20 protein-coding genes are annotated in these 21,842 nt (G+C 72.7%); 9 read left to right on the forward strand and 11 right to left on the reverse strand.

The window, feature by feature from the left end; translation table 11 throughout:
- The first annotated feature begins 38 nt into the window (after window positions 1-38).
- A complete protein-coding gene (locus HD593_RS53765) occupies window positions 39-848 on the forward strand; it encodes a Rossmann-fold NAD(P)-binding domain-containing protein (RefSeq protein WP_185110553.1) in 810 nt (269 codons plus the stop codon).
- 356 nt (window positions 849-1,204) lie between these two features.
- On the forward strand, window positions 1,205-2,014 hold the full coding sequence (locus HD593_RS53770) for an undecaprenyl-diphosphate phosphatase (RefSeq protein WP_312904376.1): 810 nt from the start codon (window positions 1,205-1,207) through the stop codon (window positions 2,012-2,014).
- Here HD593_RS53770 and HD593_RS53775 read toward each other — a convergent pair.
- The 3 genes from HD593_RS53775 to HD593_RS53785 form a co-directional block, all read right to left on the reverse strand.
- Window positions 1,983-2,666 (reverse strand): hypothetical protein, encoded by a 684-nt coding sequence (locus HD593_RS53775; protein WP_185110555.1) that lies wholly within the window; start codon window positions 2,664-2,666, stop codon window positions 1,983-1,985. The two genes, HD593_RS53770 and HD593_RS53775, sit on opposite strands and share 32 nt — an antisense overlap.
- Window positions 2,667-2,750: 84 nt before the next feature.
- The gene (locus HD593_RS53780) at window positions 2,751-3,188 is read right to left on the reverse strand and encodes a hypothetical protein (protein ID WP_185110556.1); all 438 of its coding nucleotides are present in this window, start codon (window positions 3,186-3,188) and stop codon (window positions 2,751-2,753) included.
- Window positions 3,189-3,230: 42 nt separating this feature from the next.
- Window positions 3,231-4,370 (reverse strand): MFS transporter, encoded by a 1,140-nt coding sequence (locus HD593_RS53785; RefSeq protein ID WP_185110557.1) that lies wholly within the window; start codon window positions 4,368-4,370, stop codon window positions 3,231-3,233.
- Window positions 4,371-4,461: 91 nt separating this feature from the next.
- On the opposite strand from HD593_RS53785, the gene HD593_RS53790 reads away from it, so the two are divergent.
- The 3 genes from HD593_RS53790 to HD593_RS53800 are packed head-to-tail and all read left to right on the forward strand — an operon-like array spanning window position 4,462 to window position 8,043.
- Entirely contained in the window at window positions 4,462-4,794 is a 333-nt protein-coding gene (locus HD593_RS53790) for an ArsR/SmtB family transcription factor (protein ID WP_185110558.1), read from the forward strand.
- Window positions 4,787-7,423 carry an ATP-dependent RNA helicase gene (locus HD593_RS53795; protein ID WP_185110559.1) on the forward strand — a complete coding sequence of 879 codons (2,637 nt, stop codon included), beginning with the start codon at window positions 4,787-4,789 and terminating at the stop codon, window positions 7,421-7,423. Before HD593_RS53790 ends, HD593_RS53795 begins: the two co-directional genes overlap by 8 nt.
- Window positions 7,420-8,043, forward strand: coding sequence for a hypothetical protein (locus HD593_RS53800; protein ID WP_185110560.1), 624 nt, complete (start codon window positions 7,420-7,422; stop codon window positions 8,041-8,043). Before HD593_RS53795 ends, HD593_RS53800 begins: the two co-directional genes overlap by 4 nt.
- Here HD593_RS53800 and HD593_RS53805 read toward each other — a convergent pair.
- Window positions 8,033-9,211, reverse strand: a complete 1,179-nt coding sequence (locus tag HD593_RS53805; RefSeq protein WP_185110561.1) for a threonine synthase — start codon at window positions 9,209-9,211, stop codon at window positions 8,033-8,035. The genes HD593_RS53800 and HD593_RS53805 overlap by 11 nt on opposite strands.
- A 29-nt stretch (window positions 9,212-9,240) precedes the next feature.
- On the opposite strand from HD593_RS53805, the gene HD593_RS53810 reads away from it, so the two are divergent.
- Entirely contained in the window at window positions 9,241-10,701 is a 1,461-nt protein-coding gene (locus tag HD593_RS53810) for an amidase (RefSeq protein WP_246547236.1), read from the forward strand.
- Window positions 10,702-10,734: 33 nt separating this feature from the next.
- Entirely contained in the window at window positions 10,735-12,084 is a 1,350-nt protein-coding gene (locus HD593_RS53815; protein WP_185110562.1) for a leucine-rich repeat domain-containing protein, read from the forward strand.
- A gap of 17 nt (window positions 12,085-12,101) precedes the next feature.
- On the opposite strand, the gene HD593_RS53820 is transcribed toward HD593_RS53815, so the two are convergent.
- Genes HD593_RS53820 through deoC form a run of 4 tightly spaced genes read right to left on the reverse strand, consistent with a single transcriptional unit; the run spans window position 12,102 to window position 15,478 of the window.
- Window positions 12,102-12,947 carry an aldehyde dehydrogenase family protein gene (locus HD593_RS53820; RefSeq protein WP_185110563.1) on the reverse strand — a complete coding sequence of 282 codons (846 nt, stop codon included), beginning with the start codon at window positions 12,945-12,947 and terminating at the stop codon, window positions 12,102-12,104.
- The gene (locus tag HD593_RS53825; RefSeq protein ID WP_148433332.1) at window positions 12,940-13,134 is read right to left on the reverse strand and encodes a hypothetical protein; all 195 of its coding nucleotides are present in this window, start codon (window positions 13,132-13,134) and stop codon (window positions 12,940-12,942) included. Before HD593_RS53825 ends, HD593_RS53820 begins: the two co-directional genes overlap by 8 nt.
- On the reverse strand, window positions 13,127-14,545 hold the full coding sequence (locus HD593_RS53830; protein ID WP_185110564.1) for an aldehyde dehydrogenase family protein: 1,419 nt from the start codon (window positions 14,543-14,545) through the stop codon (window positions 13,127-13,129). The genes HD593_RS53825 and HD593_RS53830 overlap by 8 nt, the downstream gene beginning before the upstream one ends.
- A gap of 3 nt (window positions 14,546-14,548) precedes the next feature.
- On the reverse strand, window positions 14,549-15,478 hold the full coding sequence (gene deoC, locus HD593_RS53835) for a deoxyribose-phosphate aldolase (RefSeq protein ID WP_185110565.1): 930 nt from the start codon (window positions 15,476-15,478) through the stop codon (window positions 14,549-14,551).
- Between the two features lie 199 nt (window positions 15,479-15,677).
- On the opposite strand from deoC, the gene HD593_RS53840 reads away from it, so the two are divergent.
- Window positions 15,678-15,824, forward strand: coding sequence for a hypothetical protein (locus HD593_RS53840; protein ID WP_185110566.1), 147 nt, complete (start codon window positions 15,678-15,680; stop codon window positions 15,822-15,824).
- Window positions 15,825-15,925: 101 nt separating this feature from the next.
- On the forward strand, window positions 15,926-18,781 hold the full coding sequence (locus HD593_RS53845) for an ATP-binding protein (protein WP_246547238.1): 2,856 nt from the start codon (window positions 15,926-15,928) through the stop codon (window positions 18,779-18,781).
- A 19-nt stretch (window positions 18,782-18,800) separates the two neighbouring features.
- Here the strand turns inward: HD593_RS53845 and HD593_RS53850 are convergent, their stop codons facing one another.
- From HD593_RS53850 to HD593_RS53860, 3 genes are all read right to left on the reverse strand, one after another.
- Window positions 18,801-19,370, reverse strand: coding sequence for a TMEM165/GDT1 family protein (locus HD593_RS53850; protein WP_185110568.1), 570 nt, complete (start codon window positions 19,368-19,370; stop codon window positions 18,801-18,803).
- Between the two features lie 229 nt (window positions 19,371-19,599).
- Complete coding sequence (locus tag HD593_RS53855; protein ID WP_185110569.1) at window positions 19,600-20,637, reverse strand: UDP-N-acetylmuramate dehydrogenase; 1,038 nt, start codon at window positions 20,635-20,637, stop codon at window positions 19,600-19,602.
- A gap of 59 nt (window positions 20,638-20,696) precedes the next feature.
- The gene (locus tag HD593_RS53860) at window positions 20,697-21,758 is read right to left on the reverse strand and encodes a glycosyltransferase family 2 protein (protein ID WP_185110570.1); all 1,062 of its coding nucleotides are present in this window, start codon (window positions 21,756-21,758) and stop codon (window positions 20,697-20,699) included.
- Window positions 21,759-21,842 lie beyond the last annotated feature (84 nt).

Below are 21,842 nucleotides of genomic sequence, written 5' to 3' on the forward strand. Positions count from 1 at the left end.
CATGGAGAGTCTTATCGGTATCGGGGCTTACTAGATGCATGACGACTTTGGTGCTCGGCGGCACCGGCAAGACCGGCCGCCGCATTGCTGACCGGCTCACCTCGCTCGGCCTGCCCGTACGTGTCGGCTCCCGCTCCGCCACCCCGGCCTTCGACTGGCAGGACCGCGGCACCTGGCAGGCCGCGCTCGACGGCGTGACGGCCGTCTACGTGTCCTACTACCCCGACCTGGCCTTCCCCGGCGCGTACGACGACGTCAAGGCGTTCACCGAGCTGGCCGTCCGCAACGGCGTGCGCAAGCTGGTCCTGCTGTCCGGCAGGGGCGAGCCGGAGGCGCAGGCCAGCGAGCGCACCATGCAGGAGTCCGGCGCCGAGTGGACGGTCCTGCGCTGCAGCTGGTTCATGCAGAACTTCAGCGAGGACTTCCTGCTCGGCGCGGTGCTCGACGGCGTGATCGCGCTGCCGGCCGCCGACGTGCCCGAGCCGTTCCTGGACGTGGAGGACATCGTGGACGTGGCCGTGGCCGCGCTCACCCAGGAGGGGCACGCGGGCAAGCTGTACGAGATGACGGGGCCGAGGCTGCTGACGTTCGCGGACGTGGCCAGGGAGCTGTCGGAGATCATCGGCAGGGAGATCACGTTCGTCCGGGTCACGCCGGAGGAGTACGTGACCGGGGCCGTGGAACACGGGGTGCCGCGCGAGGCGGCCGAGGGTCTGGGCCACCTGTTCACCGACATCCTGGACGGCCGCAACGCCAGCGTGACGGACGGCGTGCGGGAGGCGCTCGGCCGCCCGTCCCGCGACTTCGCGGACTTCGTACGCGCGAACGCGCACGTCTGGAAGCGCTAGCAGCCTCGCCGGGAAACGGAAGCGCTGGCAGGCTCGTCCGGAAGCGCTGGCAGGCTCGTCCGGAAGCGCTGGCAGGCTCGTCCGGAAGCGCTGGCAGGCTCGTCCACGCGCTGGGCGGGGTCACACCCGGCCCAGCCCGGCGCGCGACAGGCATATCCGGGCGAACATCGTACAAACTTCCGGTGAATTGCCGGGATCATCCACCGGCCCGGGCAGTCGCCGTCCTGGCCGCCTTCCCCGCACCGACCGCCCTCACGGCGGACGAGAGCGATTGCCGGGCCCCCGATTCCGCTAACCTCACCCTCGTCACTCCCGCATGCACGAGAGGTGTAGTCGTGATCGGCTGGCTAGAAGCGGTGATCTTGGGGTTGGTCCAGGGGCTCACGGAGTTCCTGCCGATCTCCTCCAGCGCCCACATCCGGGTGGTCTCCGCCTTCGCCGGCTGGCCGGACCCGGGGGCGGCGTTCACGGCGGTCATCCAGATCGGCACGGAGCTGGCCGTGGTGATCTACTTCCGTCAGGAGCTCTGGCAGATCATCTCGACGTGGACGCGCTCGCTGTTCGTCAAGGAGCTGCGCGGCCACTGGGCCGCCCGCATGGGCTGGTACATCATCATCGGCACCCTGCCCATCGGTGTGCTCGGCCTGGTGCTGAAGGACCAGATCGAGACCGTCTTCCGTGACCTGCGCCTGGTGGGCACCACGCTGATCGTCTTCGCGCTCATCCTGTGGTTCGCCGACCGTACCGCCCGCAACAAGCTCACGCTGGAGAAGCACCTCAGCATCACCCACGCCCTCATCTACGGCTTCGCCCAGGCGCTGGCCCTCATCCCCGGCGTGTCCCGCTCGGGCGGCACCACGACGGCCGGCCTGCTGCTCGACTACCGCCGCGAGGACGCGGCCAAGTACTCGTTCCTGCTGGCCATGCCGGCCGTCTTCGCCTCGGGCCTGCTGGAGCTGTTCGAGATCGGCGGCGCGAACACGCCCGACTGGGGGCCCACGATCGTGGCCACGATCGTCTCGTTCATCGTGGGGTACGCGGCGGTGGCGTGGTTCCTGCGCTACATCAGCACCCACCGCTTCACGCCCTTCGTGATCTACCGGATCGTCCTCGGCTTCTTCATCATCCTCGCGGTCACCGCAGGCTGGATTCCGGCGATCGGCTGACCTGGTAGTACCCGGCCCAGGCGGCGTCGCCCATGCGCAGGACCTTCACCCCGGTCCAGCCCAGGGCGGCGACGGGGGCGGTCCAGAACAGCACCGTCAGCGGCCCGTACTCGACCAGGAAGCTGCCGAGGTACCCGGCGGCCACCACCAGCGGCACCCACCACCCGACGAACCCGGCCCGCCACACCGCCACGGTCAGCAGCGGCAGCCCGATGAAGCCGAAGAACATCCACGGCAGCTGGAACCCGAACGTCACCCCTGGCAGGTTCATCATCTCGTCGAGGATCCGCTGGGCCTCCTCCGGGCTGTTGTGCTGCCCCAGGTACCACTCGACGGGGTCGGTCAGCAGCAGCCCGGAGAGCTGGAGATAGCCGATCAGCGCCAGCCCGCCCGACACGTGGCCGAGCCGGGTGGCCCGGTGCCTGGTCAGGTGCATCAGGCCGATGACCGCGACGGCCATCAGCATCCAGCTCCAGTGGTAGAGCACGGACTGGGTCTGGGCCAGCGCGGGGTTGTCGCCGAAGCTGACGGCCTCCCGGTCGTCGCCCCAGGTGCCGGGGTCGAGGACGACGGCCACGGCCTGCAGGAGGGGGGCCACGACGAGCAGGGTGCCCGCCGCGACGCGGCGGAATTTCACGTGGTCGTTGAACATGCGGCCGACCGTAGGCGGGCGGGCCGCCGCCGGTCGTCCCCCTGCGGGCCTACCGGCCGTCCCCTACGAGGAGGAGACCGTTCCCTACGCGGAGGAGAACGTGCGGGGGTAGCGGCTGGCCCAGGCGAAGACGGCTGCGAAGAGGGCCCAGGCGGTGACGTACGCGGCCGGATGGGCCCACGCGTCCCCGATCAGGTCGGCCAGCGCCGCGCGGCCCTCGAAGTAGATCGCGAGCCCCAGCACCGCGCCCGGGATCGCCCCCCACCACCGCTTCCACCACACCTCGTGCACGGCGATCTCGAACAGGACGAGGGCGATCGGCCCGAACAGCAGGAACTTCAGGTTCAGCGCCGTGGGCGCCAGCGCGCCGAGCACCATGACGCCCGCCGCCGCCGCTGCCGTCAGCAGGACGACGGCGCCGAACGGGGCGGGCTCGTCGCGCGGATCGCCGCCGGGCGGCACGGGCGCCTGCCCCGCGTCATCGGACAGGGGCTCGTCACGTGGGTCCCGCTCGTCAGACACATCTGACATTCTGGCGAACAACCCGGCGATCTGAACCCCTACTTAGGTAGCGGGCACGCCCACCTTCGGCCGCTCCCGGTACGTGGCCAGCGTGAACAGCAGCGCCACCAGCCCGAACCCGGTGGACAGCACGACCACCCCCGCCCGGCCGTACGACTCCAGCGCCGCGCCACCGGCCAGCCCCGCCACGAACAGCCCGACGTACTGGGCGGACGACAGCAGCCCCAGCCCGATCGGCACGTTGCCCGGCACCGCTGTGACGGTCCTGAACTGCTGCGCGGGCGCCACCAGCCAGCCGGTCGCGCCCCACAGGAAGGCCCAGACGAGCGCGACGGGGATGGCGAGGTTCGCGACCGGGATCAGGGCCAGGAACACCACGGACGTGCCCAGCCCTGCGAGGATCATCCGGCGCGGCCCGTACGCGTCGGTGAGCCGCCCGCCGAGCGCGTTGCCCACGATGCCGCCCACCCCCCACGCCCACAGCAGCGCGGGCAGCGGCAGGTCGAACAGCGAACCGATGTAGGTGTAGGCGGTGAAACCCGCCGCGAACATCAGCAGCTGCGTCACCATCACCGCCAGCACCCCCCGGTCCCGCAACGGCTCGAACCGCTCCCGCAACCGCCCCGACACCGGGATCCGCACCTCCGGCACCAGCGCGGCCACTCCCACCAGGCCGACCAGCCCCAGCCCCGCGACCAGCCACAGGGTCGCCCGCCAGCCGGCCGCCTCGCCCAGCCAGGTGCCGAGCGGCACCCCGATGGCCGACGACACGCTCAGCCCGCCCATGACCAGCGCCAGCGCCCGCCCGCGCCGCTCGGGCTCGGTCAGCGCGTTCGCCACGGCCGACGACGTGGGCGTGAACATGGCCGCCCCCGCCGCCGCGACCACCCGGGTCAGCATGACCAGCGCGTACGTGGGAGCCAGCGCCGTCAACGTGTTGCCCGCCACGAACACCCCCATGGCCACCAGCAACACCGTCCTGCGTGACATCCGTGCCGTCAGCGCGGCGAGCACCGGCGAGAGCAGCGCGTACGCCAGTGCGAACACCGTCATGAGCTGCCCCGCGGCGGATCGGGAGACCCCCAGGTCCGTCGAGATGGGCGGCAGCAGCCCGGCGGTCACGAACATGCCCGTACCGATCGCGAAATTTCCGGCAGCCATCGGATAGAGCCGTGAGCTCATGGAGCCTCCACTCCAGCAATAGTTGGACGCTCATCAAACTGACGTATAGTTGGATCGTTGTCAAACAATGGAACGGAGGTAGGGTTTCAGCATGCGTCTGCTGCCGCATCCGTCCACGGAGAACATCCAGCTCACGGAGGTTCTGCGGGCCCTCAGCGACCCCGTACGCCTCGAGATCGTGATCCGGCTCGCCGCGGCCGGGGAGATGACGTGCACGGTCGCGGGCGATCACCTCGGCGTGCACAAGTCCACGGCCTCGCACCACTACCGCACGCTCCGCGAGGCCGGCGTGGTCCTGACCAAGCAGGAGGGTCGGCTGAAGTACATGAGCCTGCGCCGCGACGACCTGGAGAGCCGCTTCCCCGGGCTGCTCGACGCGGTCCTGACCGCCGCACTTCCCCTCCCCGCCGGGGCCCATGCCTGACCCCGATCAGAGCGCCACGCCACCTCCCGGCGCCGCCACGCCGCCTCCCCGCGCCGCCTCGGCACCGGCCGACGCCGGCTCGCGTCCGGAGGTGCTGCCCATCCGGCGCGTCCTGCCCGAGCTGCTCTCCGCGCTCGAACGGCACGGCAGCGCGGTCCTGACCGCCCCGCCCGGCACCGGCAAGACCACCGTGGTGCCCCTGGCCCTGGCCGAGGCGGGCCTGCGCGTGGTGGTGGCGGAGCCGCGCCGCCTGGCCGTACGAGCGGCGGCCCGCCGCATGGGCGTCAGCTACACGATCAGGGGCGAGCGCCACGTGGGTGCCAACCCCATGGTCGAGGTCGTCACCACCGGCGTGCTGCTCCAGCGGCTCCAGCGCGACCAGGAGCTGGCCGGGGTGGACGCGGTCATGCTCGACGAGTGCCACGAGCGCCACCTCGACGCGGACACGGCGCTGGCGTTCCTCCTCGACGTACGCGAGACGCTGCGGCCCGACCTGCGCCTGCTGGCCACCTCCGCCACCGCCGACGCCCAGCCGTGGGCCGACCTGATCGGCGGCCCGATCGTCGCCGCCACCGGCGCCGCCCACCCCGTGGAGACCGTCTGGGCCCCGCCCCCGCGCCCGGTCGCCCCGCCCCACGGCCTGCGCGTCGATCCCGCGCTGCTCTCGCACGTGGCCTCGGTCGTACGCCGGGCGCTGGCGGAGCGGGACGGCGACGTGCTCTGCTTCCTGCCCGGCGTGGGCGAGATCGCCAAGGTGGCGGGGATGCTGGCGGGGGACGTGGAGCAGCTCCTGCAAGTTCACGGCCAGGCGCCGGCCCACGTCCAGGACGCCGTGCTGCGGCCCGGGACTGCGCGGCGGGTGGTGCTGGCCACGTCGGTCGCCGAGTCGAGCCTGACCGTTCCCGGCGTGCGGGTGGTGGTGGACTCCGGGCTGGCCCGCGAGCCCCGTACGGATCACGCCCGCGGTCTGGGCTCCCTCACCACGGTCCGGGTCTCCAAGGCGTCGGCCACCCAGCGCGCCGGCCGCGCCGGCCGGGAGGCTCCCGGGACGGTCTACCGCTGCTGGCCGGCCGCCGACCACGACCGCCTGGCCGACCATGCCCGCCCGGAGATCGCGCTCGCCGACCTGACGGGCTTCGCGCTCCAGGCGGCCTGCTGGGGCGCCCCGGACGCCTCGGGCCTGGCCCTGCTGGACCCGCCCCCGCCCGCCGCCCTGTCCGCCGCCCTCGCCACCCTGACCGCCCTCGGCGCCCTCACCCTCCCACCACCCACCCCCGACCGAGCAGGCCAACCGGCGCCCTCCTCCGACGGAGTAGGCCGACCGGCGCCTGAAGCGGCCTCTCCGCCCGGCGGGGCCGCGCGGGCGCGGGTAACGGAGCGCGGGCGGCGGATGGTGCTGGCCGGCGTGCACCCGCGCCTGGCCAGGGCCCTGCTCGACCTCGGCCCCGAGGCCGCCGAGGTGGTGGCTCTGCTGTCGGAGCAACTACCCCGCGACGCGTCCGACGACCTGGTGGAGGTCTGGCGCACGGCCCGCCGCGGCGGCACCCCGTTCGCCTCCCGCTGGCGCCAGGAATCCACCCGCCTGCGCCGCACCACCACAGAAGCCCGCACCACCGCGGAGGCCCGCACCCCCAGCGACAGCCGCCCCACCACGGAACCCCGCACCACCTCGAAGGCGCACCATGGCGACGCGCTGGCCGGGCTGGCGGTGGCGCTGGCGTTCCCGGAGCGGGTGGCGCGCCGTCGCGGCGGCGGCTACCTCATGGCATCAGGCACCCAGGCCCAGCTCCCGGGCACCTCCAGGCTCCACACCGCCGAATGGCTGGCCATCGCGATCGCCGACCGCCCCACCGGCTCGGCCTCGGCCCGCATCAGGCAGGCCGTCGTCATCGACGAGGCCACCGCCAGAGCCGCGCTGCCCACCACCACGGAGGACGAGATCGCCTGGCGCGTCCCGCCAGGCGAGCGCCGGGGCGACGTCTCGGCCCGCCGCGTCGAACGCCTCGGCGCGATCGAGCTCTCGGCCACCCCGCTCAAGGACGCCGACGTCCGCGAAGCCATCCTGCACGGCCTGCGCACCGAGGAGCTCCTGACCTGGACGAAGCAGGCCAGGGACCTGCGCGACCGCCTGGCGTTCTGCCACCGCGCGATCGGCGCCCCCTGGCCCCCGATGGACGACCTGGCCGCCCTCGCCGACCAGTGGCTGGAGCCCGAGCTCGGCCGGGCCCGCCGCCGCGCCGACGTGGAGCGCATCGACGTCGCCACGGCCCTGAGACGCCTCATCCCGTGGAGCGAGCGCCTGGACGAGGTGGCGCCGGAGCGCATCGAGGTCCCCACCGGCTCCAGCGTCCGCCTGGACTACTCGGGCGACCAGCCGGTGCTGGCGGTCAAGCTGCAGGAGCTGTTCGGCTGGCTGGAGACCCCGCGTATCGCGGGCGTCCCCGTCCTGGTCCACCTGCTCTCCCCCGCGGGCCGCCCCCTGGCCGTCACCGCGGACCTGGCCTCGTTCTGGCGTGAGGGCTACCGTCACGTACGCGCGGAGATGCGCGGCCGCTACCCCAAGCACCCCTGGCCCGAGGACCCGCTCACCGCCCAGCCCACCCGCCGTACCAAGAGGAACTCCCCATGACCGACTGGCGACACGAGGCGGCCAGGGACAACGCGCGCTGGTGCGACCTGATGTGCCGCGCCCACGGCCTCGCCGGCACGTTCACGGACCTCGCCTGGACCAGCCCGGTCAGGACCCCGCCGTTCTACCCGGACGCCGTCACGCTCTCCCCCGCCGCGACCGCCGCCGACCTGCTCCCGCACCTCGACGCGGGCCCCGGCGCGTCGATCAAGGACAGCTTCGCCACCCTCGACCTGCCCGGCTTCGACGTGCTGTTCGAGGCCCAGTGGATCCACCGTGACGCCCCCGGGAGAACCACCACGGACTGGCAGGTGGTCAGGGACGCATCCACGCTCGCCGAGTGGGAGCGGGCGTGCGGCATGAAGGACCTGTTCCTGCCGCCGCTCCTCGACGAGGCGACGATCGTGCACGCCCCCGACCTGAGCTCGGGCGCGGTCCTGACGGCGACCGGCAGGGCCGTGGGCGTGTCGAACGTGTTCGGCGACTGGGCGGGCGTCCTGGCGGCGGCGGCCGAGCTGTTCCCCGGCCGCCCCCTGGTCGGCTACGAGAGCGACCCGGCGCCCGCGCTGCGGCACGGCTTCACCACGACGGGCCCACTCCGCGTCTGGCTCAGGGCATGAGGTCGTCCAGCGTGGGGTCCTCCAGGACGGGGTAGCGCTCGCCGCCCACCCCGAGATCCTTGAACCCGCTCGACGTGGCGACGCACACCACGGGCCCGTCGAAGTCCCTGCGCAGCCTCCGGTGCCCGGCCAGCCCGGCGGTGCCCGACAGCTCCTGCCACAGCCCCGCCCGAGCCAGCTCCCGCTGTGCCCGCCGCATCTCCTCGTCGGTCACGAGCACCGCCTCACCGCCGCTGTCGCGCACGGCGACGACTCCCCGGTGCCCGCCGACCGATCCGGCCACCCCGTACGCGTCGGTCGGCCCCAGCTCGACGACGGCGGCCGGCAGCCCCGCGGCCAGCGCCTTGGCGTGCGGCCCGCCGGCGGCCGTCTCGCAGGAGAACATCCGCGGAGCCTTCTCCGTCACCCCGAGCAGCAGCAGCTCCGCGAACCCCTTCCACACCCCGTAGAGCAGCTCGGCGTAGCCGGTCGGCGTGAACACGGCCGCGGGCACCTCGCCGAGCTGCAGGAACAGCTCGTACGCGATCGTCTTGTAGCCCTCGGGCCCGAACGGATGCCCGGTGTGCGTCACGGTCTGGTTGCTGACCGGGTGGTACCCCAGCCGGTCCACGATCTCCCGCAGCAGCGGCCACCGCTTCTCGCCGGGCACGGACGCGACCTTGGCCCCGTACGCCCGGACGAACGCCTGAACGGCGGGCGGCGAGTCGGCCGAGGCCAGCACGATGGCGGGCAGCCCGGCCCGGGCGGCGTACGCGGCGGCGGAGGCCCCGTGGTTGCCGGAGGAGGCCACCACCACCCCCGGCGCCCCCGAGGCGACGGCCGCGCTGACGGCGACCCGGTTGAGCCGGTCCTTGTGCGACCACGTCGGGTTGCGCGACTCGTCCTTGATGAAGACGTCCCCGAACGGCACCAGCGGGGTGCCGCCCTCGCCCAGCGTGGGCGCGTCCAGCGGCGGCAGCAGCGGCGACCACCGCGCCAGGTCCGGCCCCGGCGCCTGCTCGAACAGGCGCCGGTCCACCTTCGCGTAGTCGTAGACGACGTCCAGCGGATAGGCGATCTCTTCGGTGCTGGTCTTGGGGCAGCCCCGCGTCAGCGGCGGGAACAGGGGGAACTCGGCCGTGGGGTCGCCCAGGGAACGCTGGCGGAGGGCAAGCGAAGGTCCGTTCACGTGAATCGACCCTATCGACCCTCGCAACGATGAGTGAAAAGCTGCACACTCTTCTCATGTTGTGGGCAGGCAGGTCCGCCATCGAGATCGCGACGGCCGTCCGGCAGGGCGAGGTCAGGGCCACGACCGTCGTCGAGGAGCACCTTCATGTCATCTCGGAGCGGGATCCGCAGGTAGGAGCGTTCCGGCGGGTCAGGGAGCAGGCCGTGCACGAGGCGCGGCTGCTGCAGAAGCGGCGCGACCTGGCCGAGCTGCCGCTGGCGGGGGTGCCGGTGGCGGTGAAGGACAACCTGGAGGTGGCGGGCGAGGCCACGCTGCACGGGTCGGCCGCCGGCCCGCACACGCCCGCGCCGGAGGACCATGCGACGGTGGCGCGGCTGCGCGCGGCCGGCGCGGTGATCGTGGGCCTCACCAACCTGCCGGAGCTGGGGCTGGTGGCGCTCGGCGACAGCGCGTACGGCATCGTCCGCAACCCCTGGAACCTGTCGCGCACGGCGGGCGGCTCGTCCTCGGGGAGCGCGGCGGCGGTGGCGGCCGGCATGGTGCCGATCGCGCTCGGCAACGACGGCATGGGCTCGCTGCGCATCCCGGCGGCGTGCTGCGGCGTGCTCGCCATCAAGCCGGGCGCCGACCTGGTGCCCCCGCCGTCGAACGACTGGGACCGCCTCACCGAGAACGGCCCTCTGGCCGCCACCGCCTCGGACCTGGCGCTGGCGCTGTCGGTGCTGGCGGCGGACCCGGCCCTGGCGGAGGCGTGGCGGAGCGGGCGGCGGGTGGAGCCGCCGCCGCGCATGTTGCGCTCGGTCTGGGCGGACGACGACGAGGTGTGGCAGCCGCAGCCGCCGCCCACCGGCCCCGAGCCGTTCGACCTGCGGGTGGCGTACGCGCCGCAGCCGCTGCCGGTCGGCATGCGGGTGGACAAGGAGTTCCAGGCGGCGGTGCGCGCGGCGGCCGAGACGTTGCGCGTGGCGGGGCACACGGTGGTGGAGCACGAGCGCAGGCTGCCCGCGTGGCTCGGCCCGGCCACCGTCGCGACCTGGCTGCTCAGGGCGGCCGAGTCCGCCGAGGCTCCCGACCGGCTCGAACGCCGCACCAGGGCGCTGGCCCGCGCGGGCCGGACGCTGCGCGCAGTCGGGCTGAACGGCGTGCGAGGCCGGGAACGCTGGCGCGGATACGGCGCCGACCAGTGGTTCGGCGAGGCGGATGCGCTCATCACGCCCGCCCTGGCCGCCGTCCCGCCGAAGGCCGAGCGCTGGGGCGAGCGCGGCTTCCTGCGCAACGCCTGGACGAACGTCACCTACGCCCCCACCGCCGGCCCCTGGAACATGTGCGGCTGGCCCGCCATCAGCGTCCCCGTGGCGACGCACTCCAGCGCGATGCCCATCGGCGTCCAGATCGTCGCCCCTCCCGGCGGCGAGCCGCACCTGCTGGGCCTGGCCGCCCAGCTCCAGCACGCGCATCCGCCGCTCAGGCCACCCGGATTCTCCTGAAAGCGTCGCTCCTGCCCCGTAGGGTCTCGGGTCATGATCCAGCCCTCAGACCTGATCGACCTGCGTGCCAAGCTGGCCACCGCGTCCCCGGCCAACGCCTGGAAGGCCGTCCGGCGGCTCGTGCTGGGCGGACGGGGGCGCGACGCGCTCTCCCTGGCCGACGACTACGTCCAGCTCGCGAAGCCGTCCACGGACAAGCTGCTCAGGCTCTGGCCCCAGGCGCTGGACCCCGACGGGTTCGCCGAGCACGTGCTGGCCCCGGCCTTCGACGCCGAGGGGCGTACCGAGCTGGAGTTGAGCAAGCAGGGCTCGCTCACGGGGCTGCGCCACCTGACGATGCTCGAAAGCCTGACCCTGGACCACTGCAAGACGCTGGCGGACCTGTCCGAGGTGGCCGCGCTGACCGGGCTGCGCACGCTGGAGCTGGACGGCTGCGCGGCCGTCAGCGACCTCCGCCCGCTGTCCGGGCTCACCGAGTTGAGGAGCCTCCTGCTCCGCAACTGCCGCCAGGTGGCGAACCTGACGCCGCTGTTCGGCCTGCGCGGCCTGCGCAGGCTCGACCTGCGCGGCACCTCGGTAGCGAGCGTCGCCGGGGTGGGTGACGCGTTCCCCGGGCTCGAAGAGCTCGACCTGAGCGGCTGCCGGTTCATCGAGGACGTACGCGGCCTGTCGGGGCTGCGCAGCCTCAGGGAGCTGGACCTGAGCCGCACCAGGATCACGACCCTGGAGGGGCTGCACGACCTCGGCTCCGTCACCGAGCTGCACCTGCACAGCACCCGCTTGACGGGCCTCGACGGCATCGGCGTCATGACGGAGCTGGAGACGCTCTACCTGGGCGGCAGCACGAAGCTGAAGAGCCTCGACGGCCTCGGCCACCACCCCCGGCTCACCACTCTCGGCCTGCCGCCCTGTCGGCTGCCCGACCTGCGCCCGCTGTCGCGGCTGCCCGCGTTGGAGCGGCTGAGCATCGACGGGGACCAGCGGCTCACCTCGCTCGACGGGCTCGAAGGGCATCCGTCACTGCAGGAGTTGCACCTGGCCTACGCGGAGGACCTGACCGACTTCTCGGCGCTCGCCCGCATGCCCGCCCTGCGCACCCTGACGCTGCAGGGCCTGGAGCAGCTCGCCGACCTCACCCCGTTCTCGGGGCTGCTCCACCTGGAGGAGCTGCACGTCTGCTTCACCGACCTGCGCACCTTCGGCGACGTCGATCGCCTGCCCGCCCTGCGCACGCTCGACCTCTACAGCTGCCCCAGGCTGAACGACCTCGGCGCGATCACCGGCCTCCCGTCGCTCAAGGAGGTCCGCGTGACCGACTGCCGCTCGTTGCCGGGTGACCTCGTCGCGGACCTGAAGGCCCGGGGCCTGTACCAGACGTACTGAGGCCCCGGGCCGCGCGCTCAGATGCCGACCGGATGCCAGACGGTCTTGGTCTCCAGGAAGCGCGTCATGCGGCCGGTCCCCGGATCGGCCGCCCAGTCCTCCTGGACGGGCCGCAGCACCCGCTTGAGGTTCTCCGCCGCCGCCTGCTCGCAGCTCAGCGCCAGGTCGGCGTCCGCGACCCCGGTGAGGTCGAGGCCGTTGACGTCCATGTGCGCCGCCAGCCAGGGGGCCAGCTCGGCCTGCCTGCCGGTGAGGAGGTTCACGACCCCGCCCGGCAGGTCGGACGTGGCCAGCACCTCGGCCAGGGTGATCGCCGGCAGCGGCGCGGGCTCGGAGGCGACCACGACGCAGGTGTTGCCGGTCACGATCACCGGCGCGACCACGGACACCAGCCCGACCAGCGGATCGGCGGGCGCCACCACGGCCACCACTCCGGTCGGCTCCGGCGTTGACAGGTTGAAGTAGGGCCCGGCCACCGGGTTCGCCGCCCCGTGCACCGAGGCGATCTTGTCGGACCAGCCCGCGTACCAGACCAGCCGGTCGACGGCCGCGTCGACCTGCTCCAGCGCGGCACGCTTGCCGCCGCCGAGCTCCTCGGCGAACTGGGCCCGCCGCCCCTCCAGCATCTCGGCGACGCGGTAGAGGATCTGCCCCCTGTTGTACGGCGTCGCGCCCGACCAGCCGGCGAACGCCTTGCGCGCGGCCACCACCGCGTCACGGGCGTCCTTGCGCGAGGCCCGCGAGGCGTTGGCGAGGAACTCGCCCTTGGCCGAGGTCACGGGGTAGGACCTTCCACTCTCCGAGCGCGGGAACGCCCCGCCGATGTACAGCTTGTAGGTCTTCTTGACGGACAACCTACTCATCGCCCCGCCCCCTCCACGTGGACTCCTGCGACATCTGGACCGGGACGAAGACCTGCCCGCACCGGCTCACGCCGCAGCGGTGGGCGTACCAGCCGGTGCGTACGGGACGGCCGGCCCTGGCGAAGGCGTGCCCCCTGGTGGCCTCGGCGCGCCGCTGACGGCGGCGGGCCCGGCGGTGCTCACACATCAAGGTAGGCCTCCAGCCCGGCCAGCCCGCCCTCGCGCCCGTAACCCGACTCCTTGTAGCCGCCGAAGGGCGAGGCCGGGTCGAACTTGTTGAACGTGTTGGCCCAGACCACTCCGGCCCTGAGCCTGTCGGCCATCCACAGGATGCGCGAGCCCTTCTCGGTCCACACCCCCGCCGACAGCCCGTACGGCGTGTTGTTGGCCTTCTCGACGGCCTCGGCGGGCGTGCGGAAGGTCAGCACCGACAGCACCGGGCCGAAGATCTCCTCCCTGGCGATGCTGTGCGACTGCGCCACCCCGGTGAACAGCGTCGGCGGGAACCAGAACCCCTTGCCGGGCAGCTCGCACGCGGGCGACCAGCGCTCGGCCCCCTCGGCCTCGCCCAGGTCGCTGAGCTGCCTGATCTTGGCCAGCTGCTCGGCCGAGTTGATCGCGCCGATGTCGGTGTTCTTGTCGAGCGGGTCGCCCAGCCGCAGCGTGGCCAGCCGCCGCTTGAGCGCGGCCAGCAGCTCCTCCTGGATCGACTCCTGGACCAGCAGCCGCGAGCCGGCGCAGCACACGTGACCCTGGTTGAAGAAGATCCCGTTGACGATCCCCTCCACGGCCTGGTCGATGGCGGCGTCGTCGAACACGATGTTCGCGGCCTTGCCGCCCAGCTCCAGGGTGAGCTTCTTGGCCGTGCCGGCCACCGACCTGGCGATGATCCGGCCGACCTCGGTGGAGCCGGTGAAGGCCACCTTGTTCACGTCGGGGTGGGCCACGACGGCGGCGCCGGTCTCGCCCGCGCCGGTGACGATGTTCACCACGCCGGGCGGCAGGTCCGCCTGCCGGCAGATCTCGGCGAACAGCAGCGCCGTCAGCGGCGTCGTCTCGGCCGGCTTGAGCACCACGGTGTTGCCGCAGGCCAGCGCGGGAGCGATCTTCCAGGCCAGCATGAGCAGCGGGAAGTTCCACGGGATCACCTGCCCGGCGACGCCCAGCGGCTTGGTGCCGAATCCCGCGTACTGCAGCTTGTCGGCCCAGCCCGCGTAGTAGAAGAAGTGCGCCGCGACCAGCGGCAGGTCCACGTCGCGCGACTCGCGGATCGGCTTGCCGTTGTCGAGCGACTCCAGCACGGCCAGCTCCCTGGCCCGCTCCTGGATCAGCCGCGCGATGCGGAACAGGTACTTGGCGCGCTCGGCGCCGGGCAGCGCGCTCCAGACGCCGAACGCCTTGCGCGCCGCCTGCACGGCGCGGTCGACGTCGTCGGAGGTGGCGGTGGCCACCTCGGCCAGCGTCTCCTCGGTGGCGGGGTTGACGGTCTTGAACGAGGTGCCGGAGCCCTCGACGAACTCGCCGTTGATGAACAGCCCGTAGGACGACCTCAGATCGACGACGTCGCGCGACTCGGGTGCGGGTGCGTATTCGAACATCGTCTAGTCCAGGGTGAAGTAGTCGGGACCCGCGTACCGGCCGGTGGCCAGCTTCTGGCGCTGCATCAGCAGGTCGTTCAGCAGCGAGGAGGCGCCCAGGCGGAACCAGTCGGGGGTCAGCCAGTCATCGCCGGCCGTCTCGTTGACCAGCACGAGGTTCTTGATGGCGTCCTTGGTGGTGCGGATGCCGCCGGCCGGCTTCACGCCGACCTGGCGGCCCGTCGCGTCGCGGAAGTCGCGCACGGCCTCCAGCATGATCAGGGTCACCGGCGGCGTGGCCGCCGGGGACACCTTGCCGGTGGAGGTCTTGATGAAGTCGGCGCCGGCCAGCATCGCCAGCCAGGACGCGCGCCGCACGTTGTCGTAGGTCGACAGCTCGCCGGTCTCCAGGATCACCTTCAGGTGGGCCGCCCCGCAGGCCGCCTTCACCGCGACGATCTCCTCGTAGACCTTCATGTACTGCCCGGACAGGAACGCGCCCCGATCGATCACCATGTCGATCTCGTCGGCCCCGGCCGACACCGCCAGCGCGGTGTCGCTCACCTTGACCTCCAGCGAGGTGCGCCCGCTGGGGAACGCGGTGGCCACGGAGGCCACCTTGATCCCCGTGCCTTTGAGCGCCTCGACGGCGACGGGGACGAGGTCGGGATAGACGCAGACGGCCGCCACCGAGGGCGCGTCGCCGCCGGGCCGTACGGCCTTGGCGCACATGGCGCGCACCTTGCCGGCCGTGTCGGCCCCTTCCAGCGTGGTCAGGTCGACCATCGAGATGGCCAGGTCAATGGCCTGCGCCTTGGCCGTGGTCTTGATCGAACGGGTGCCCAGCATCGCCGCCCGCTGGTCCGCGCCGACCCGGTCGACCCCGGGCAGGCCCTGCAGGAATGCTCGCAACGCCGCGTCGGACGAGGCGACGTCCGCGAGCGAGGTAGTCACAGTTGACACCTAGACAGCATCGCCGACCAGGGCCACTACCTCCAAACCGGACCACCTTAGGGCACCCGGGGACCCGGTCCTAGGTATGCCGGAGCCCTTCTCCCGCCGGAGATAAGGCATCCACCCGATGTGCCGGGGTGGGCCTTAGACCGAGCATTAAAGGTGTCAGGAAGACGCACGGAACATCAGGAGACACACCATGAATCCCGAGATCGAGTTCGAGCTCATGAAGAGTCAGGCCAGCGAGCTGCGCAGGGCGGCCGCCCACCACCGCCGCGTACTCGAGGCGGAGCGCGGCAACAAGAGCGAGCGCCGCTCGTTCTTCGGCAAGCGCCGCTCCTCATGACCACCCCACGAGAGCCCGGCCGCATCCTCGCTCGCGGCCGGGCCTCACGACCACCATAAAACCGTCGAAAGCACCGGAAGTTGCATGACATGCTGGACGACATGCGGGGACGATCTGTCAGTCCCGTCTTCGTGGGGCGGGAAGAGGAGCTGGCGGCTCTGTCTGAAAGCTTCGGCGAGGCCAAGAAAGGCCTCGTGACGGCCGTCCTGCTGGGAGGCGAGGCCGGGGTCGGCAAGACCAGGCTCGTCCAGCGGTTCGCCGATCAGCGCGCCGCGGACGGCGCCCACGTGCTCTTCGGGGGCTGCGTCGAGCTGTCCACCGAAGGTCTGGCGTACGCGCCGTTCACCGCCGCGCTCCGGCAGCTCGTCCGCGAGCAGGGCCCGGCCGCCGTGACGGGGCTGCTGCCCGACGGCGCCGAGCGCGACCTGGCCAGGCTGCTGCCCGAGTTCGGGGAGCCCAACGGCGACGGCGAGACCGACACGGGCCGCGCGCGCCTGTTCGAGCAGTTCCTCACCCTCCTCGAGCGCCTGGCCGACAGCCGCCCGACCATCCTCGTCATCGAGGACATCCACTGGGCCGACCGCTCCAGCCGCGACCTCATCGCCTTCCTCAGCCGCAACCTGCACGCGCCGCAGGTGATGATGGTCATGACGTACCGGTCCGACGACCTGCACCGCCAGCACCCGCTCAGGCCGGTCCTGGCCGAGCTGGGCCGCGTCAACGGCGTGCACCGGCTCGACCTGCCCCGCCTGTCACGCGACGAGGTCGCGCAGCAGATGACCGCGATCCTCGGCAAGGCCTCCGAGTACGGCGCCGTCGACCAGGTCTACGAGCGCAGCGAGGGCATCCCGCTGTTCGTCGAGGCCCTGCTGGAGTGCGGCGTCGACTGCACGTTCCCCGAGTCCATGCAGGACCTCATCCTCGGCACCGTCGAGCGCCTGCCCGAGGAGACCCAGCGCGTGCTGCGCGTGGCCGCCGCCGGCGGCAACCGCGTCGGCCACGCGCTGCTGGCGGCCGTGAGCGGCCTGTCCGACGTCGAGCTGGAGAGCGCGCTGCGCCCGGCCATCGCCCGCAACGTGCTGCAGATCGCCGACAACCGCGCCTACGTCTTCCGCCACTCCCTCATCCGCGAGGCCGTCCACGACGAGCTGCTGCCGGGCGAGCACCAGCGCCTGCACGCCAGGTTCGCCGAGGAGATCTCCAAGGACCGCGGTCTCGTCCCGCCCGGCCGCGCCGCCGTCGAGCTGGCACACCACTGGTACGGCGCCCGCGACGACCGCTGGGCGCTGATCTCGGCCTGGGAGGCGGCACAGAAGTCGTTCAAGGCGTACGCGTACACCGAGGCCGTCCAGCTGCTGGAGCGCGTGCTCATGCTCTGGGTCCGGGTGCCCGACGCCGCCGGCCTCATCGGCGCCGACCACACCGCCGTGCTGGAGCGCGCCTCGGAGGCCGCCAACGCGGGTGGCGACGTGGACAGGGGCCTGAAGTTCGTCAAGGCGGCGCTGGCGCAGCTCGACGAGGCCGAGGAGCCGGAGCGGGTGGCCCAGCTCATCAAGCGCAAGGCCGCGTTCAGGAACTCCAAGAACCAGACCGGCGTGATCGACGACCTCAGGCACGCGCTGCAGCTCGTCTCCCAGGACAGCCCCGACCGGGCCGAGGTCGTGATGACGCTGAGCCGCCACCTGATGCTGCGCGGCCAGATCGAGGAGGCCGACGGGCTCATCGCCGAGGGCCTGCGCCTGGCCAGGCAGTACGGCGACCGCTGCCTCGAAGGCGACCTGCTGATGAACCAGGCGCTCGGCCACTCGCTCAACGGCGAGACGGAGAAGACGATCGCGCTCAACGAGCAGGCGGCGCGGATCGGCCGGGAGGAGCGCTCGCCGCGCCTGATCACCCGGGCGCTCGGCAACAACATCGACGCGCTGCTCGACATGGGCCGCGAGGACGAGGCCCTGCGCCTGGCCGAGGACGGCTACGGCATCGCGAAGCAGTACGGCCGGCTGCGCGGCAGCGGCCTGTTCATCGCCAACAACTGGGCCGAGTCGCTGGAGGTGCTCGGCCGCTGGGACGAGGCCATCGAGATCGTCGAGAGCGCGCTCAGCCACGGCCCCGTCCTGCGCCACCGGCTCGCCCTGCTGCGCGTGCACGCCGACATCGCCATGGCCAGGGGCGAGCTGCAGCTCGTCGAGGCCCTGCTGGCGGAGATCGGCGTGTTCAAGGACCACCAGGAGGAGTTCGTCCAGGACCTGGTCAACAACGCCCGCCTGCGCATCGGCTGGCGGCTGGCCACGGGGGAACCCGCCGCCGCGCTGGACGAGGCGGAGCGGGTGCTCGCGCGTTTCCGCCAGCCCAGCAAGGCCATGCTCGGCTGGCGGCTGCTCGCCCTGCTCCGTGTCGTCTGCGACGCCGCCCAGGACGCCGAGCCCGCCCGGACCGACGCGGTACGCAGGCACGCCGCCGAGGTGGCCGCCGAGCTGACCGTCATCGGGCCGGTCGTGGAGGCGTACCGGCTGTCGTACTCCGGCGACTTCGACGCCGCGGCGGCGGCCTGGGAGCGGCTCAGGCGCCCGCACAACCGCGCCAAGGCCCTGCTGCGGGCGGCCGGTCACGCCGCGGCGGGAGGCGACAGGGAGGGTGCGGCGACCCGGCTCAAGGCGGCGCTCCCGCTGGCCCAGGCGCTGCGCGCGGCCCCGCTCGTCGCCGACATCGAGGCGCTGTCGCGCCGGGTGGGCGGGCTGCAGCCGGGGCAGGAGCCGTCCGAGCTGCTCACGCCGCGCGAGCTGGAGGTGCTGCGCCTGGTCACCCTGGGGCGGACCAACCGCGACATCGCGACCGAGCTGTTCATCTCGGCGAAGACGGTGAGCGTGCACGTGTCGAACATCCTGGCCAAGCTCGGCGTCACCACGCGCGGCGAGGCGGCCGCGGCCGCCCACCGCCTGTCGCTGCTCTCCTCCTAGAGGAACTCGCTGCTCTCTCCTAGAGGAACGCCTCCACCAGGAGGACGACCCCGAAGACGGCGAACGCGGCGGCGGCGCCGTACCTGATGACCTTCTCGGGCAGGTGCTTGCCCAGCAGGCGTCCCACGAGGATCGCCAGCGCGTCGGCCGCCACCATGCCCACCGTCGAGCCGATCCACGTGCCGACCCAGTCGTCGTAGCGCGTCGCCAGCGTGATGGTGGCCAGCATGGTCTTGTCGCCCAGCTCGCTCAGGAAGAACGCCACGGTCACCGCGATCAGGGCGTTCCTGGTGGTGCGCTGGGCCTTCTTGGACTCCTCCTCGGTCAGCTCGTCACCGCGCAGCGTCCACAGGGCGAAGCCGAGGAAGGCCAGGCCCGCCACGATCGAGATCGCCGTGGTCGGCAGCCAGTCGCCGACCAGCCCGCCCAGCGCCACGCTGAGCAGGTGCACCACGAGGGTGGCGACGGTGATGCCGAGGATCACGGTCCAGGCCTTGAACCGGGTGGCGAACGTCATCGCCATGAGCTGGCTCTTGTCACCGAGCTCGGCCACGAAGATGGCGACGGTGCTGATCCAGAAAGCTTCCAACTGGTCCTCTTCCGCGCGACCAGGCCGGAAGCAGGCACCCGGGGAGAGGTTTTCGGGCACGACTTCGGCCCGGCAGCGTCTTGGTCATGACTGCCAGGCCGAAGGTCTCGTCCGCCCGTTTGAAAGGCCCGCGCGACCGGGCACCCGGAGGCGCCAGTATGTCGATCACGCGATTGGGACTACTCCCCTTCGGTAATTCCAACCCACCATAACAGGCCGCGTCCGGTGGTTATTCCCCGAGGGAGCAGCCCACCAGCACCGGCTCGTTGACCAGGGTGACCCCGAACTTCTCGCGCACCCCGTCACGCACCTCCCCGGCCAGGGCCAGAAGGTCGGCGGCGGTGGCGCTCCCGGTCGGGTTGGTGAGGGCGAGCGTGTGCTTGGTGGAGATGCGTACGGGGCCGCGCTCGTACCCCTTCGGGTAACCCGCATGCTCGATCAGCCACGCCGCCGGCACCTTGATCAGCCCGCCGGGCAGCTCCCAGCGCGGATGCCCCGGCGCGCGCCCGGCCAGCTCCGCCGCCTGCTCCGGCGTGAGCACCGGGTTGGTGAAGAACGAGCCCGCGCTGCGCGTGTCGGGATCGTCCGGGTCGAGCACCATGCCCTTGCCCCTGCGCAGCTCCAGGACGGCCGCACGGGCCCGGTCGAGCGGCACCCGGCCACCGGCCTCGGCGCCCAGCCTCCGGGCCAGCTCCTCGTACGCCAGCGGGCCGGACAAATCCGAGATGTCCAGCGCGTACGTCACCGCCAGCACCACGTACCTGCTCAGGTCACGCTTGAAGAGGCTGTCGCGATAGGAGAACCCGCACTGCCGCGCCTCCAGGTCGACCACCTGCCGGGTGCGCCGGTCGTAGGCCCGCACGCACCTGATCGTCTGGGCGACCTCCTGCCCGTACGCGCCGACGTTCTGGATGGGCGTGGAGCCCACCAGGCCGGGCACGCCGGACATGCACTCGATGCCCGACCAGCCCTCGGCCACCGCGCGGGCCACCAGCCGGTCCCAGTCCTCGCCCGCCTCGACCACCAGCACGACCTGCTCGCCGTCGCGCGAGACGGCCACGCCCTCGGTGGCGACCTTGACGACGAGCCCGTCGAAGCCCGCGTCGGACACCACGACGTTGCTGCCCCCGCCGAGCACCAGCGTGGGGACGCCGTTCATGTCGGCCTCGGCGATCAGGGACACGAGCTGCTCCGCCGAGGTCGCCTCGGCGAAGTCGCGGGCGGGGCCGCCCAGGCGCAGCGTGGTGTACGGCGCGAGCATCTCCATGAGCAACTAGCTTATGAGGCACTCGGCATGCGCAGCACCCCCCGTCCTGGCTCAGCGGCTCAGGAGGCGCTCAGCATGCGCAGCACCCCGTCGTAGTTGCGGCGGGACTCCCGGTCCAGGTAGGCGGGCGGCACGTCGTGCCTGCCGAGCCGCTCCACGGGCGGCTGCTCGTCGGGGACGACCAGGTCGCCGGGCAGCGCCAGCGAGAACTCCAGGTCGGCGTACGCGCCGTAGCAGGCGTCCTCGGGCAGCGCGCCGATCGCCTGCGCCCTGCGCACGGCCAGGAGCCCCCCGGTGAGCGCCCGCACCTTCCCCGGCCCGGCCTCCCGCCACTCGGGCCCCTCGCCGCCGGGCCCCTGCCGCCACTGCGGCACGATGCCGATGCTGGTCTGGGCCGTGGCGCCGTCCGACGGCTCCACGCCCGTCCAGCCCGCCGCCACCGCGCCCGCCACGACCGCCGCGACCAGCGGGGTGAGCGCGTCGCCCCGCAGCGCCACGTCCGTGTCCATGAGCACGTGCACCTCGGACTCGTCCAGTTGGAGCAGCTTGGCCCGGCTCTCGCCCCAGGTCGCGGTGCCGCCGCGCCAGTGCGGCTGCTCGGCCACGTGCCAGGCGGCGATCCGCTCCGGGTGCCGCTCGGCCAGCTCGCGCAGCACGTCGCCGGCGCCGTCCACGTTCCCCAGGTCGAGGGCGAGCACGCGGGCGTCCGTGTGGTCCACCAGCGACTGCAGGCACCTGCGCACGTCCTCGGGCCAGCCGTCCACGAGCAGGCTCGCGCCGACCGTCACGCCCTTGGTCTCCACGCGCTGCCGCTCGGTGTTGACGCCCAGGTGGTCGAGGCGGTTGGTGGCCAGCGTGCCGTCCCAGACGCGCTGGGCGTGCAACATCTCGTCACCGGGATCGCCGTGCTGCCCGGGATCCCCGGAGAAGCCCAGCTCGGCGGCGGGGTTCAGCCTGGCGTGCGTGCCCTTGGGCCGGGTGCCCGCCGTGCCGACGCCGGGCGCCCGCCCGCCACCGCCGAGTGCCGCGCCGCCTGCCGTGTCGCGGCCGGTTCCGGTGCCGCCCGCCACCTCCTCCGGCCGCGCGGGCCGCAGGTGGCCGGGCGGCTTGGCATCGGTCACCGCGGACACGGGGATGGATCGAACCGTCGGCCAGACCTGTCGCGCAGCATCATTCATACGGACACGCGCTACCCGGGAGCCGCC

Source organism: Nonomuraea rubra (assembly GCF_014207985.1).
GTDB classification, from domain to species: Bacteria; Actinomycetota; Actinomycetes; order Streptosporangiales; family Streptosporangiaceae; genus Nonomuraea; species Nonomuraea rubra.